Below are 14210 nucleotides of genomic sequence, written 5' to 3' on the forward strand. Positions count from 1 at the left end.
TTGTTTTATCATCATGGTTCGGGGGTGAGACATTTCGAACCAGATTTCAGTTTTCGTTTCCCTTTAAAGGACCCCAGCCGGTTTCTTCATCATTTCTTTGATCAATTCCCTATTGCGCTTTTTAAAGACTTCATTATGTGAAGAGACCATGCCCACTCCGTTAGCGTCAGGCTGGATATATTGCTTTGCCTTGTTTACGGCGTTTGCTGCATCTTGGAAGGTACCTGCTATTAAGTTCAATTTACCTTCGTGCTTTAGGATATCACCGGCAGCGTATATTCCATCCATCGAGGATTCACTGGCGGAAGTACCTTCAATATAATAATTGTCGACTATGGCAATATCCACTTTACTATTTCGAAGCAGCGATGTATCACGCTCATAACCATGATTGATGATGACTTCATCGATTGGCAAGTAAGATACCTCGCCCGTTTCATGATTCGTCAGTTCAACATGTTCAATTGATTCATGATCAGCGCAAGCGATCAATTTTGTGATCGTGGTATTCAAGAAACAAACCGCAGAGCTTTCCATCAATTGTTTCGCTTGTGATTCATGACCTGCTAAACTATCTTTCCTATATGTCAGATACACCTTTTTGGCGATGGGCTCCAATTCATTTGCCCAGTCTATTGCAGAATTCCCGCCGCCTGAAATGATCACCGTTTTATCCTTGAAACGATTGAAAGACTTCACGGTATAGTTTAAATTGGAGACTTCAAACCTTTCTGCACCGTCTATTTCCAACTTTTGCGGATTCAGGATTCCACCGCCGACTGCGACAATGATCGTTTTGGAAAAGTGCTTTTGACCTGATGCTGTATGTAAAACGAATATACCTTCCTCATTACGTGTGATCGATTCCACTTTTTCATTCAACACGACCGTTGGATTGAATGTTAACCCCTGCTCCACGAGCTGTTCAATTAATTTTTCCCCCGTAGTGGGCGTCAGCCCTCCTACATCCCAAATCATTTTCTCTGGATAAACATGAATTTTCCCGCCTAGCTGTGGCTGGTATTCAATCAGTTTAACTTTCATTTCTCTAAGTCCGCTATAAAAAGTGGAGTAAAGGCCTGCTGGCCCGCCTCCAATAACCGTTACATCAAATAAATCTTGCTGATCCATTTACGTCCACTCCTCGGTAATCAAGTGTGATTGATTATCATTCTCATTTAATCGTACACTCTTTTCTCACTTTTTACAATATGGATTTATTAAAAAACTCTGTTCATTTTAAAAATCAACAGAGTTGTTTATTTCCAATCACTAAAACTTACCATTCATTAAGAACGTATGAATGATAAATGGAGTATTACCATTAGAATGAAAAATTAGGTTGAAAATGGAGTAAGGGTATTGGTGTAATGTTAAAAATTAACCTGCTTTATTCATAGATAAAGTAGTTTAACAGGATAGCTCTCTTATCATATGCCCGTTTTTACTATATTAGAAAAGTTGACTCGTTTTAATAAAGTGTTCAATATATCTGTTCGTTGCATTCTGATTAAATCCAATCCAAGATTTGTTCTCCTCAGAGGGCACATCCAGTGAAATAGCTACAACCGTATAGAGAGTTTTTTCTTTTCGTATAATTAATCTTAGAAAGTAGACAAGAGATATTGTGGAACACGTTGCTATGCACCCCGTGATTGTGGCGGTTGATAACTACTTCGTAAGTACTCCCCCTTGTTGTATAAGTTGATATGCTTTCAAAGCCATTTCAACGTTTAATCTGTTCTCAGGCATATCAAAATCAAAATCAAGAATCTTTTTTATTTTTTCCATCCGATGATAGAGTGTTTGTCTTACAATATGCAATTTTTGAGCCGTAAGCTTCTTTGAGCGATCAAACTCAAAGTATTTCGTTAAAGTCAGAAGCAATTCAGTTCCATATTCCTTATCATAGGATATTAAAGGAGAGAGATAGTCTTCAATAAAATGGGCTGTATCTTGATCATGCTGAATTAATTGAATCAGCCGAAAGATTCCAAGGTCTTCGTAAAAGGCACTTGTTGAAAACGTACGATAATTTAAAGCTAACTGCGCTTCTCGATAACCATTATGAGCATCCAAAAGTAACTGGTATTGTCGCCCAACGCCTATACGGATTTGACTAGATTCACCTTCTCTAACATATAGCAAGGTTTCGATCACTTTCAAGATGCGCGCCTTAGAGGAATCGGCAGTTCCAAGATCAATAGCTAATACAATAATCTGATTTCTTATTGATGTGATATAGGGTGTAAAAGAATATTTTGCGAACCCAGATCGAATTTTTAAAGAATAATGATAAATAGCAGATTCATTTTCTTCATCCGATAAACTTAATGAAGTCGGATGAAAAACATCTTCGATATCAATGATTGCAATTCGATAACGTATAGAAGCGTGCTTAGATTTTAACGAAATAAATCCCCTTGCTTGTTCCTCATTATTGATGCGTCTATAAAGTAAATCATTTAGCCATGTAGATTCTAAACGTAATCGTTTTTCATCCAAATAATGTTTACGCAATAAGTCTTGTGAGATTGCTAGAGAAGCACGATCAAGGATTAGGAAATCAAATTCATCCGATTCACGATCTAAAACCATAACAAGGTACGCCCAGATTTGATCCATTGCTCCGATCGGTTGGAGAAGAATAGTATGGTTTAATGCCTTCCATTCAACGGGCGAATCATTTGTAATTCGGTCGTGCCAGTGTTCTTTATCTTCATAAATGGTTTGAAGTAGCTGTTCCATAAATTCATTTTTCAATCCTGGAATCGAAAAAGGTGTTCCTTCTATAGGAAGATAGATAATTGGTGCTTCTGTCTTCTGTTGCAACAACTTTAAAATATTGGATAACCCATGAGTAGTGAGTGACAATGAATGGAATTCTCTTGAAATTGAATTTAATGTAATCAACTTCTCATGATGAGCATTAATGAAAAACGAATGTAGATCCTGCGCTATTTCGACGAAATTTATGAATTCTTTGAAAATTATAATCGGAAAGTTATACTCATTTGCCATCTCGATCATTTCTTTAGGGACCTTTTCGAAGTAGTGTCCAAGTTCTATACATAAACATGAGGCGTTGCGTTCGATAAGATTTAACAAAAATGAAGTATTAGAGGAGTCTCTCCATTCAAAGCCAAATCCGGTGGAGAGTATCAGTTCCCCTCCCTGAAAGATGGTATCATCAAAAAACGGAATTTCAAGGACATGTGTCCATTTGACTTGACGGTGCAACCCGTTTGCCCCCGCAACTACCTCCGTCTTTGAAAAGAGTGGGCGCTTAAGAACATCTTGTACTGTAAGCATATGTACCTCCTCATTTAATAATTGTTAGCTGTATCATCTTATTATAACTATACTAGAATGTCTAAGCCCATAAAATATGGATCCCTTTCTCTGTTTACCCCCAAGTAATACGGCCGGTGTCTATAAGTACGTTCTTTTACCTGCTTTGATGAAATACCTTAATCAACCTGAGAATCTTTCATAATGGTATCCATTTACACCGTATTTCATCAGTTATATGTGCGAATGAACGGTGGATTACTGAAACTTAAAACGACCAAAATATTAGATAAACAATGAAAAATTTTCACTTTTTCACCAATGCTGTATTCATAAAAGTTCAAGATGACCGAAAGTGCTTGGTTAAAAAAAAACTAATATAAATTTAACCTCGTGTCTAATGAAAGGGTTATCATTTCCCTGTAAGATTTTAGAATGTTCAATAAATTAAATGCAATTAAAAAGGAGAATGAACAATGATAGTAGGAGTTCCTAAAGAATTAAAAACTGCAGAGACTAGAGTGGGATTAAATCCAACATGGGTAAAAAAATTAACAGCTTTCGGTCATGAAGTACTAATACAAAGCATGGCAGGTGAAGCTAGTGGTTTTTGTGACGAAAAATATGTTTTGGCTGGAGCAAAAATAGTAAACACGATTGACGAAATTTATGAGAAGGCAGAATTTGTTGTTAAAGTAAAGGAACTTCAACCCTATGAATACGGCCTTCTTAGAGAAAATCAAATGATAATGGCATGGTTTCATTTGGCGGAAGATGTAAATCATGAAATGACACAGGCATTACTAGATAAAAAAGCAATTTCATTATCAATGGAGTTAATCGTTTTACCTGATGGGACTAGACCTACGATCAAACCAATGAGTGAAATTGCAGGAACATTAGCAATGCTTGAAGCAGTCAAATATGCTCAATATGGTTATGGTGGAAAAGGAATACTTCTCCGGAAACTGGCCGGTTTACCGTCGAGCAAAGTATTCATACTTGGTGGTGGCAATGCTGGACTCAATACTGCGCAAGTTGCTGTGGGTCTTGGATTGAATGTAACAATCATGGAAGCATCAATGAAACGCATTGATTATTTGAACGATCAGTTGCCACAGGTGGACATTTTGTGTTGGGATAAAGATATGATGTTCGAAGAACTTATTCAAAGTGATGTTTTAATTAATACAATTTATCCGATGCCAGGGGTAACCGAATCTCTCATAACACGAGAGATGGTCAGTAAGATGAAACCTAATTCTATTATTATTGATATTGCAGGAACGGGTATAATTGAAACCTCACGTTATACGACTTTAGAGGATCCAGTTTACTACGAACAAGAAGTCCTACATTACTGTGTCCCGAATATGCCTGCTCTATGTCCACAAACCTCGACAAACATGATGTTGATGACAACCGGCCCATATATTATGAACATTGCGAATAATGGTTTGAAAGAGGTTGTAGTAAATGATGCAATAGTAAGAAATTGTATCAGCACTTTGAACGGTGAAATTGTTCATCACGAAGTTGGGATCAATCATAACATGCCTTATACAGATATAAAAACGGAGTTACTATTGTCCAAATAATAAAGCGTCCTTAGGTCATCTCATATTCTACGTTTCATTTCTATTGATTAGAAATCAGTATACAAGTTATTGAACAAATCGCTACTAAAGAATTTCCAGGAGTCAGGAAAGATGCCAGCGAGAAAACTTTTGCAGGAATTATATAAGATATAATATACATTCCAATGAATTATCTTTGTCATTCTGCAGACGGAATTCTCTACGAGGAATGGGGAGATAAGTTCTACACAACAAATTCATGGATAATTCAAAGCAGGCTCCCTAGCATCTTTCTGACTCTTTTATGATTACTAGAAAACCACGTATTAAAAAAGCTATGGACGTAATAATATAGATCCCACTTCTTGTAAAAGGTTAAATCAGGTAAAAGAGGAGAGTATTTTACATGTCAAATTTAAGGAAAACAGATCGAACACTGACACTCATTCCAGTTGTGTTGTTTGGTTTTTCATTTATGGGGTTAACCACAGCTTTTACTACGTATGGTATTGCGGCTAATATTTCCCACGGTATGGTTCCGGGGGCAATGATTGTTGCTCTAGTGGTAATGATGTTTACTGCTTACAGTTATGGGAAAATGGCAATTGCGTTTCCATCTTCCGGTTCTGCTTATGTTTATACGCAAAAATCGATCAATCCCTCTGTTGGATTTCTTGTCGGATGGGTAATCTTAATGGATTATTTATTTATGCCAATGGTAAATTACTTAGTATTTGGTATATTTTTCTCAGCAGCCTTTCCTACAATTCCAAGTTACATCTGGATTGCAGGTATGCTGGTGCTCGTCACTTTTATTAATATTAAAGGATTGAAGTTTGCTACAAATGTAAACGCATTCATAACGATTTTCGCTTTACTTTTTATCCTTATCTTTATAGGTTTTTCCATTAAGGAAATTTTTATGGGCGAAGGCACGGCAACTCTTTTATCTCTTGAGCCATTCTATAATTCGAAAGAACCCTTTTCTTATACAATAGCTGGAGCAGCTTTATTATGCTTTTGTTTCCTTGGATTTGAATCAGTTACAGCGTTTGCTGAAGAGACAGTGAACCCTAAGAAAACGATTCCCCGAGCTGTTATTTTAATTACTCTTGGTGGTGGTTTAATCTTTACAAGTGTTGCATATTTCTCATATCTTGTATGGCCAGAATATAACACATTTAATAATCCTGATTCGGCTGCCTACGAAATTATTAAACTTGTTGGTGGAAAGGCGATGTACTCAATATATCTTGCGCTTTACGCATTAGCTGTATTGGGTAGTGCCATGTCGTCCCAGGCAAGTGCATCACGAGTCCTCTATACGATGGGGCGAGATGGACAGTTTCCTAAAAAGTTCTTTGGCACCCTGCATCCGAGATATAGAACACCCGTAAATAATATCCTGATCATTAGTTCTGTCTCTTTGCTTGCTTTATTTTTAAGTTTAGATCTTGTAGCATCATTCATTAATTTCGGGGCGTTTCTTGCGTATACTTGTGTTAATATTGCCGTAATTGCTCATTATTATATTAGAAATAGAGAACGTTCGGTAAAAGGAACTATCTTATATTTATTTGTTCCTCTTATTGGAGCTGCTCTTGATATTTTACTACTTGTGAATCTTGATGTGCACTCAAAAATACTTGGAGTAAGTTGGTTAATAATAGGCTTCATTTATTTACTTGTATTGACAAAGGGACTTAAAAAACAGCCACCACAATTGAAAATCGAAGAAAATTATGATGTAGATTTAAAAAGCCAGGATGCTTGAAAATAAGATAAAAATGCAGCTTAGACACGACTATTGTCGGTATGAGACATACAGGTCATTACTGGATTAATCTATCGAATGGTTATCTAACGAAAAGATTGATGTAGTAAGTCAATCCTCACCCTTGTGAAAAGAAATAAAGAGAATCGAGATAGAACCCAGTCCAAAAGTGAAAAAGTGCAGCATCCCTCATCCCCACTCATGGGTGAAAGAGATGCTGCACTTTTTTTTGGCACTGGGAGTTAGCTTGAACGAGGTCTCTTCCCTTCTGATATAAGAAGGTTGATGGTATCTATGAGTTCAGGTAATTCCTCGATCGTTTTGACGGTAAAGTCGGCACCGTTTTTCATAAAGGTGTCTGCCGTTTTAGAGATGAGATTTTGTTTATCAAGTTCTGGTAAACTTGTATACTCATTCAAACTCAATCCCATCTCGGAGCTTCCGACAATGACTCCGACCGTCCATACCCCAGCATTCACTCCTTCTTTCATATCGGAAATGGTATCCCCTACCTTCACTACCTTCCTTGATGCCGTTAACTTCAATTCTTCCATATTCCGATATATCATGTAAGGATAAGGCCTTCCAATTGAATGGGTTGCATCCGGGGTTACATGGAAATCCGGCCGGTACCCTTTTTTCAAAGCATTTGCTACGACAACCTCCATCATTGTATCCGTATATCCCGTTGTCGACCCAATCTTCAGGCCGCGATTTCTTAATGCTTGCACCGTCTCGATAACCCCTGGAATGGGATCTGTATAATCCGCCAATGACATCATCAGTGCCGGTTCGAATTCAGCATATAGTTTTTCAACATCTTCCTCATTGAATGGCCTTCCATATTGTTCTTCCCATAACGAAGATATCCTTGGCATGGTCAGCATCGCACGAATATGGTCGATTTTCAGCATGCCCATCGGAGCTCTTGCTTCTTCCATCGTCACGTCCAGTCCAGCATTCTTAAAAATATCCACAAAAACATTCACTGGCGCAAAACATCCAAAATCCACAGCAGTTCCAGCCCAATCCAAAATGATTCCCTCTACCTTATTCATCCTGTCACCACTTTCATATATTTTTCTACGATTTTGCCAAGTTCCTCGATATCTTCTTCATGGATTTCGCCAATATTGCCGATTCGGAATGTATCTATGTCAGTCAGCTTTCCGGGGTAAATTACGTAACCCCTCTCTTTGATAAAGTAGTAAAAGTCCTCAAAATCAAAGGTTTCACTAGGAAAAAGGAATGTTGTAATGATGGGCGATTGTTTATCAGGTGAGATATATGTACGAATGCCCAATTTACCCATCAGCTCCCTCAGCCTATCATTATTATTTTTATAGCGGGCGAATCTAGCTGGAATGCCCCCTTCTTCCGTCAATTCTTCCAACGCTTTAGCGAACGCAGCCACTACATGTGTCGGAGATGTGAAACGCCATTTCCCATCCTTGTCCATTTCTTTCCACTGATCATATAAATCAAGGGACAAACTGCGGGCATTGTCTTCACAAGCCAACAATTTATCAAGCTTTGCGATGACAAAACCAAAACCTGGGATACCTTGAATGCATTTATTTGCACTGCTGATCAAATAATCAATTCCGAGTTCAGGCACATTCATCTCAACTCCGCCAAAGCTGCTCATCGCATCAATGATCAAGGTTTTCCCTTGTTCCTTTGATATCTTCGAAACCATTTCTATCGGATTCAAAATCCCTGTCGTCGTTTCACAATGAACCATGGCAATATGTGTGATGTCACTATCATCCAGTAACATGTTCCGAATTTCAGCTTCTTTTGGAAATTCATTATACTCAACGCCATATTCCGCATGATTCAATCCGATGCACTCTGCCATTTTCACAATCCGTTTTCCATATGCGCCATTCGTTATGATCAGCACTTTATCGGTTTTTGAAAGTGCGGTCGTCAGCACAGATTCTACAACGAACGAACCGCTTCCTTGCATAAGTACAGCCGTATACTCTCCGTTTGCAGCATTTGCCAATTCAAGAAGCTGGGATCTGATTTTTTGGGTGATTTCTTTATAATCATTTTCCCACGTACAGCGGTCAACAAGCATTTCCTGTTTCACCGTACTTGTAGTGGTCAGCGGTCCAGGTGTTAATAGTTTATAGGTATTCATTATCTTTCACTCCTCACTGTATTTATCATTGTGCTGATTTAAAGAACTCTTGATGCTGTTTTAATAATTCGACCGTTAGAGGCTGCTTGAATTTCATCGGGTGAGCCGGTTTGTTCTTTTCCGTTACCTTTTCACCTTCATAAAGTGCGACCGGGTAATGTTCCAACAGTTCTTTTCTGGCATCTTTACTGATGGTTTCTGCCATTTTCATCGCTAAACTTGTTTTCGCTTCATTATCTTTATGGACGACAGCCACAGATTCGGTGTAGGAGAAATTCCCCTCAGCCGGATCGACGAACTTGATCGGTAAGCCTGACTCTTTAGCCATCACGGCTTGATAGCGTAAACCAAAACCGGCAGCCACTTCCCCTGCTTGCACTTTATTGATTGGACCAGAACCTGAGCTCTCAAGATGCGGACCGCTATTTGCTATTAAATCATGGAGAACCTTTTTCCCTTCTGCGTCACCGTATTGACTGATAATTGCTTGAACTAACAGCCACCCTGTTGAAGAGTCCAGGATATTAGGAATTGAAACGAACCCTTTATATCCCGGCTTTGTTAAGTCCTTAATCGAAATCGGCATCGGCAGGCCTTTTTGTTTGAGTACTTCCGTATTCACAAAAATGGAACCGGTATTGGCCAAAATCGGCGTATAATAGGCTGGATTTTGTTCCAATGCTTTTGTACTGAATGACAGGTCCTTGAACATGGAGTGCTGATCCTGTGCACTTTCGATGAAATAGGAACTCATCGTTACAACATCAGCCTCGATTTCATCACCTTCCGCCAGTAGTTTCCCTCCTAATTCAGATGTGCCTAACGATTGAAGGACATATTTCCCTTCGAAGCCGGCATCTTTCAGGGAAGTCTCCATTGCTGCAGTGGCTTCTTCATCGCCATTCGTGTAAATGACCACCTTTTCTTCATCCGCTTTGCCACTGTTACGGCCCACCAATACAAATACCAAACTTAAAGCAACTAAAGAAAGTAAGGCGATCTTGATCGTTTTAAACATAATATCCCCCTCATTAATGTTTGAATTGTCTTTTTTGATAATAATCACAAAGCAGCTTCACGATTAAATTTGTAAAAAAGATAAGTAAAGACAGGATGAATATTTCATTGAATTTGGCAAAATGCTGAAGCTCTTTAATTTTACTGGCCACTAATGTGGTTTGGGCCGTGACCAAAAAGATGATGCCGCTGATCGTCACCATACTATTGATGAAATAGTAGCTGAACATCTCGATCACCGTAGATGCCGAGTTTGGCAGAATGACACGATAGATTGTCCTGATCCAGCTATCCCCCAATAGATTCCCGGTGGTTTCCCAAGCAGGGTTCATTTTGGATAAAGAGTTTTTCGCCATTAAATAGGGTGTCGTAAAGAAGTGGACCATGTTACATAGAATGATGATGGCAAAGGTCCCCTTCCAGCTGCTGCCGTTGAACAGCAGCAAATACGATAAACCCAACACCATTCCTGGTACTGTATTCGTCAGCATTGAAATGACATCCATTGTCGATTTCCCCTTAAGGGGCGTTCGGACATTCAAAACTGCCGAGCTAAAGGCGATGAACGTTCCCAGTACGGCCGTCATCAAGGAAACAAATAAGGAGTTTTTATAGACTGCCGTTAAATCGCTCGATTGGAATGTGTCGATAAAGTGCTTTAAGGTGAACGAGAGATCGTAAGGGAAACTAGTTAAAAATGGTGCAATGAACATGACCGCAAATACAGAAAACATCCCTATTAAGACCAGCAGCGAGATACCCCCAAAACATATATCCCTCCCTTTGTGCTGCCTCATTTCGATATCGCTGAACTTGTCGTAATGAAAATTAAGTTTCTCCAGATAGTTTAATAGGAAAACGCTGAATACTACCGGAATGAGCATGAGAATGGCAATCACTGCACCATTATTGAAATCAGGGATTGAACCTAGCATGACTTGATACAGTTGCGTCGCAACAACGGAGTAGGTCCCGCCGACTGAAGCCGGTATCCCAAAATCGGTGAAGCTCAAGATGAAGGAAAGGACAAAGGCTCCACCCAAAGTTCCCGACAATGGCCGTATGATCGTATTCATGAAACTTCTTATCGTTCCGTCACCCATTAATTTCGAAACGATCATGAACTTTTTATCCATGTACTTGAAGGAATTATTAATGAGCAGAAAAGCTGATGGCAATGTATAAATCACATAACCTATCAATAATCCATTAAAGCCGTATATATCGAATAGATTCCTTCCAAAGATCTTCGTTATGATTCCTTGATTGCCGAAAGAGTAGATGATCGCAAACCCGAATGTGATCGTCGGAAGCAGCATCGGAATGAGAATCCCTGTTTTAATTACACTTTTTAATGGCCTATATAATCGGGTGCAATGGATGGAATATGCCAGGAAAAAGGCTAAAACGGTCGTAATGACGGCTGTGAGCCCTGAGATTTTCACGCTGTTTCCAAATGACTTCATCAGCTCTGCATTTGAGAGGACCGTTAGATAATTCGAGAGATTGATTCCATCTGCCGTTTCAAAAGAACGGACGAACAATATGCCAAGCGGCAAAAAAAGAAAAGCGGCAAATAGCAGTAAGATAGGTATATAAATGACTCTCATTGCCGGTTTTACATCAGGCATACTTTTCACCGAATAAGTTATAAATATTTTCTCTCTTGATCTCCAGTTGTTTTAGAATGAATTCCTTAACAAAATCATTGGCTGGCTGATTGATGATTTCTTGGGGTGATCCAAATTGAGAAATATTCCCTTGATTAATAATCAAAATTTTATCGGACATCGTCAAAGCCTCTTCCGGGTCATGTGTCACTATGATCGTCGTCAGCTTATATTCTCGGGCAATGGATTTGATGCGTTCCTTTATCGATTCCTTGATGACACCATCCAAAGCACTCAGTGGCTCATCTAGTAAAAGGATCTTCGGTTTCATTACAAGAGTCCTTGCGATCGATACCCTTTGTTTCTGACCTCCTGATAATTCGCTGATCCTCTTTTTCAAATGCGGTGTTAGTTCCAGGAAATCGATGTATTCCTGAAGCTCTTCCTTGGAAACCGATCCCTTCCTGTTCCTCAATCCATAAACGATATTTTCATAGGCATTTAAATGAGGGAAAAGAGCGTAATCCTGGAAAACGATATTAAATCCCCGGTCTTTCATGGTCACGTTACTCAAATCGATATCATTGAAAATGATTTTTCCATGATTGATACCCGTCAAGCCCAATATAATATGTAATAAAGTAGTTTTACCGCTTCCACTTGGTCCTAATAGTGAAACGATCTCCCCCGTTTTAATTTCAAGATTTATATTATCCAAAACTGATTTTCCATCGAATTGCTTGCTAATATTTTGTAATTTTAGCAAACCGTTCACCTCCTTCAATACACCCTCAGTATAAAAGCCATTTGTAATACGAATTTGAGATTTTTGTAAATACTCTGTAAATATTGAACACTTCATTACCAACTTCATACTAACTTTTGACCAATTAATGATAATTTTATCATCTACTTGTTGAATATGTTCGCGGTAAACAGTACACTTAAATGAATATCAGGAAGATAGATATGAAGAATAGGCGGGTGAAACTTATGCTTCCTCTTGAAAGGCAAAAGAAGATCATCGAGTTATTAACGATTAGAAAAGTCATGAAGATTGCAGAGCTTACTGAAGAAATGCAAGTTTCCATCGAAACCATCAGAAGGGATATAAACCTTCTTACAAGGCAAGGAAAAATAGAAAAGATCTATGGCGGGGTTAAGCTGGTTCTATCGAAGTTTGGAGAATCGACAATAGATGAACGGATGTTCAGTCAATTAGAAGAAAAAGAAAGCATCGCCCAAAAATGCAGTGAGTATATCAACGATGGTGATTGCATTTATATCGATAGTGGTTCGACAACCTATCAAATCGCTAAATATATAAAACAGAAAAAGAAACTGACCGTGATAACCAGTTCGATCCCTGTTGTAAATGAGCTCATTCATAGCGATATCGAGATATTGATCATAGGGGGGAAAGTAAGGCAAAATGAACAATCCATTGTTGCATTTGACTACTTATTCAACTTTAGTGAATTGAATATTTCAAAAGCATTCATTTGTGCGAGTGGCATAACCGTTGAAAAAGGCATATCCGACTATAATTTAGAAGAAGCGAACACACGAAAAAAAATCATTGATTTATCTCAAGAAGTCTATGTTGCCGCTGACAGCACCAAGTTCGGGAAAGACGTGACCATCGGGATTTCGTCACTGGATAAAATCGATTACATCATTACCGACGATCATTTACATAAAGATTTCATCTCTTCGTTTAAAGAGACCGACACACATTTGATTCTTTCTTAATAGTCGAAAAAACGGGAACTATACAGTAGTATAGTTCCCGTTCAGTTTGTAGACAAAAGGAGTTCGGCGAATGTCAAATACAGTTGGAATGAAGGACGTTTAACAAGTCTAATTGTGGCGATCACCTTCGGGAAATCAATAACTGCCAGACTAAATGATGTTCAGGGACGAATTGGCCCAAAGGCACACCCTTAACACAACGTTGATTTCCCCTCCAGGCACTCGCTTTCCGTGGGCGGTCCGGGAAGCCTCCTCGGCGCTTTTCCCACAGGAGTCTCGTACCTTCCGTTCCAATCAACTGGAATGTTTTAAAAAAAAAACTGCAGGTAAACTCGCTTTTCTTTGAGTTTGTCGACCTAATGGGAATGGTCTCATCCCGAATCCCTTTCATGATTACCGAGGGGATTTTTACTACATTTTTAAAACAAAACTTGGTTATCCTTTATGTATTTTTAATGTTTTATATGATGAAAACCCTCTGAATTAAAGAAATTTGCGACACTCCTGCCGAATTACTGGCTAGCCGAGACGCAGGCGCTTGCGTCAAGAAGGCTTGGAAGACAGTCGGCAGAAAGGGAGCGCATTTCTGAAATCAACTGGAACGTTTTTATAGATAAAAACTGCAGGCAAACTCGCTTTTCTTAGAATTTGTCTACAATCGGAGGTTCGGAATGCTCTCATCCGGAACCCTGATTTTAAAACAGAACTAGATTATCCTTAATGTTTTTTTACTATAATCCTTATTTTTGGATTGAAGAAATTTGCGACACTCCTGCCGAATACCTGGCTAGCCGAGACCCCGCAGGCGCTTGCTTTGATGTGGCTTGGCAGACAGTCGGCGGAAAGGGAGCGGATTTCTGAAATCAACTGGAACGTTTTCTTGAGGGTTTGTAATATCCAATCATTGTTTTAAATTTTGATAGAAATCACCTAAGCAAATAACATATCCTATTTAAAGTTCCTTTCATGCAAAAGGAGCCATTCCTTTCTCCATAAGCCACCCGTCCGCCTATACTGCTGCAGAAAGACCACACATATGC

At 38.9% G+C, this 14210-nt stretch carries 10 protein-coding genes; 3 read left to right on the top strand and 7 right to left on the bottom strand.

Going from position 1 to position 14210, the window contains the following annotated elements:
• Positions 1-63 precede the first annotated feature (63 nt).
• On the bottom strand, positions 64-1131 hold the full coding sequence (locus ACDZ29_RS03315; protein ID WP_375089863.1) for an NAD(P)/FAD-dependent oxidoreductase: 1068 nt from the start codon (positions 1129-1131) through the stop codon (positions 64-66).
• 540 nt (positions 1132-1671) lie between these two features.
• Entirely contained in the window at positions 1672-3312 is a 1641-nt protein-coding gene (locus ACDZ29_RS03320) for a PucR family transcriptional regulator (RefSeq protein WP_375089865.1), read from the bottom strand.
• A gap of 455 nt (positions 3313-3767) precedes the next feature.
• Here ACDZ29_RS03320 and ACDZ29_RS03325 point away from each other — a divergent pair, with 455 nt between their 5' ends.
• Both ACDZ29_RS03325 and ACDZ29_RS03330 read left to right on the top strand, forming a co-directional pair.
• Positions 3768-4889 carry an alanine dehydrogenase gene (locus ACDZ29_RS03325; protein ID WP_375089866.1) on the top strand — a complete coding sequence of 374 codons (1122 nt, stop codon included), beginning with the start codon at positions 3768-3770 and terminating at the stop codon, positions 4887-4889.
• A gap of 385 nt (positions 4890-5274) precedes the next feature.
• The gene (locus ACDZ29_RS03330) at positions 5275-6642 is read left to right on the top strand and encodes an APC family permease (protein ID WP_289326086.1); all 1368 of its coding nucleotides are present in this window, start codon (positions 5275-5277) and stop codon (positions 6640-6642) included.
• A 242-nt stretch (positions 6643-6884) separates the two neighbouring features.
• Here ACDZ29_RS03330 and phnX read toward each other — a convergent pair whose 3' ends face one another.
• The 5 genes from phnX to ACDZ29_RS03355 are packed head-to-tail and all read right to left on the bottom strand — an operon-like array spanning position 6885 to position 12184.
• Entirely contained in the window at positions 6885-7700 is an 816-nt protein-coding gene (gene phnX / locus ACDZ29_RS03335; protein ID WP_375089868.1) for a phosphonoacetaldehyde hydrolase, read from the bottom strand.
• Entirely contained in the window at positions 7697-8791 is a 1095-nt protein-coding gene (gene phnW, locus ACDZ29_RS03340) for a 2-aminoethylphosphonate--pyruvate transaminase (protein ID WP_375089870.1), read from the bottom strand. The genes phnX and phnW overlap by 4 nt, the downstream gene beginning before the upstream one ends.
• Before the next feature lie 25 nt (positions 8792-8816).
• Positions 8817-9809, bottom strand: a complete 993-nt coding sequence (locus ACDZ29_RS03345; protein ID WP_375089872.1) for an extracellular solute-binding protein — start codon at positions 9807-9809, stop codon at positions 8817-8819.
• A 13-nt stretch (positions 9810-9822) separates the two neighbouring features.
• Positions 9823-11439, bottom strand: coding sequence for an ABC transporter permease subunit (locus ACDZ29_RS03350; protein ID WP_375089874.1), 1617 nt, complete (start codon positions 11437-11439; stop codon positions 9823-9825).
• Positions 11432-12184, bottom strand: coding sequence for an ABC transporter ATP-binding protein (locus tag ACDZ29_RS03355; protein WP_375089876.1), 753 nt, complete (start codon positions 12182-12184; stop codon positions 11432-11434). Before ACDZ29_RS03355 ends, ACDZ29_RS03350 begins: the two co-directional genes overlap by 8 nt.
• A gap of 227 nt (positions 12185-12411) precedes the next feature.
• On the opposite strand from ACDZ29_RS03355, the gene ACDZ29_RS03360 reads away from it, so the two are divergent.
• Complete coding sequence (locus ACDZ29_RS03360) at positions 12412-13170, top strand: DeoR/GlpR family DNA-binding transcription regulator (RefSeq protein WP_375091090.1); 759 nt, start codon at positions 12412-12414, stop codon at positions 13168-13170.
• Positions 13171-14210: the final 1040 nt, after the last annotated feature.

The organism is Peribacillus sp. RS7, from assembly GCF_041956845.1.
Classification (GTDB): domain Bacteria; phylum Bacillota; class Bacilli; order Bacillales; family DSM-1321; genus Peribacillus.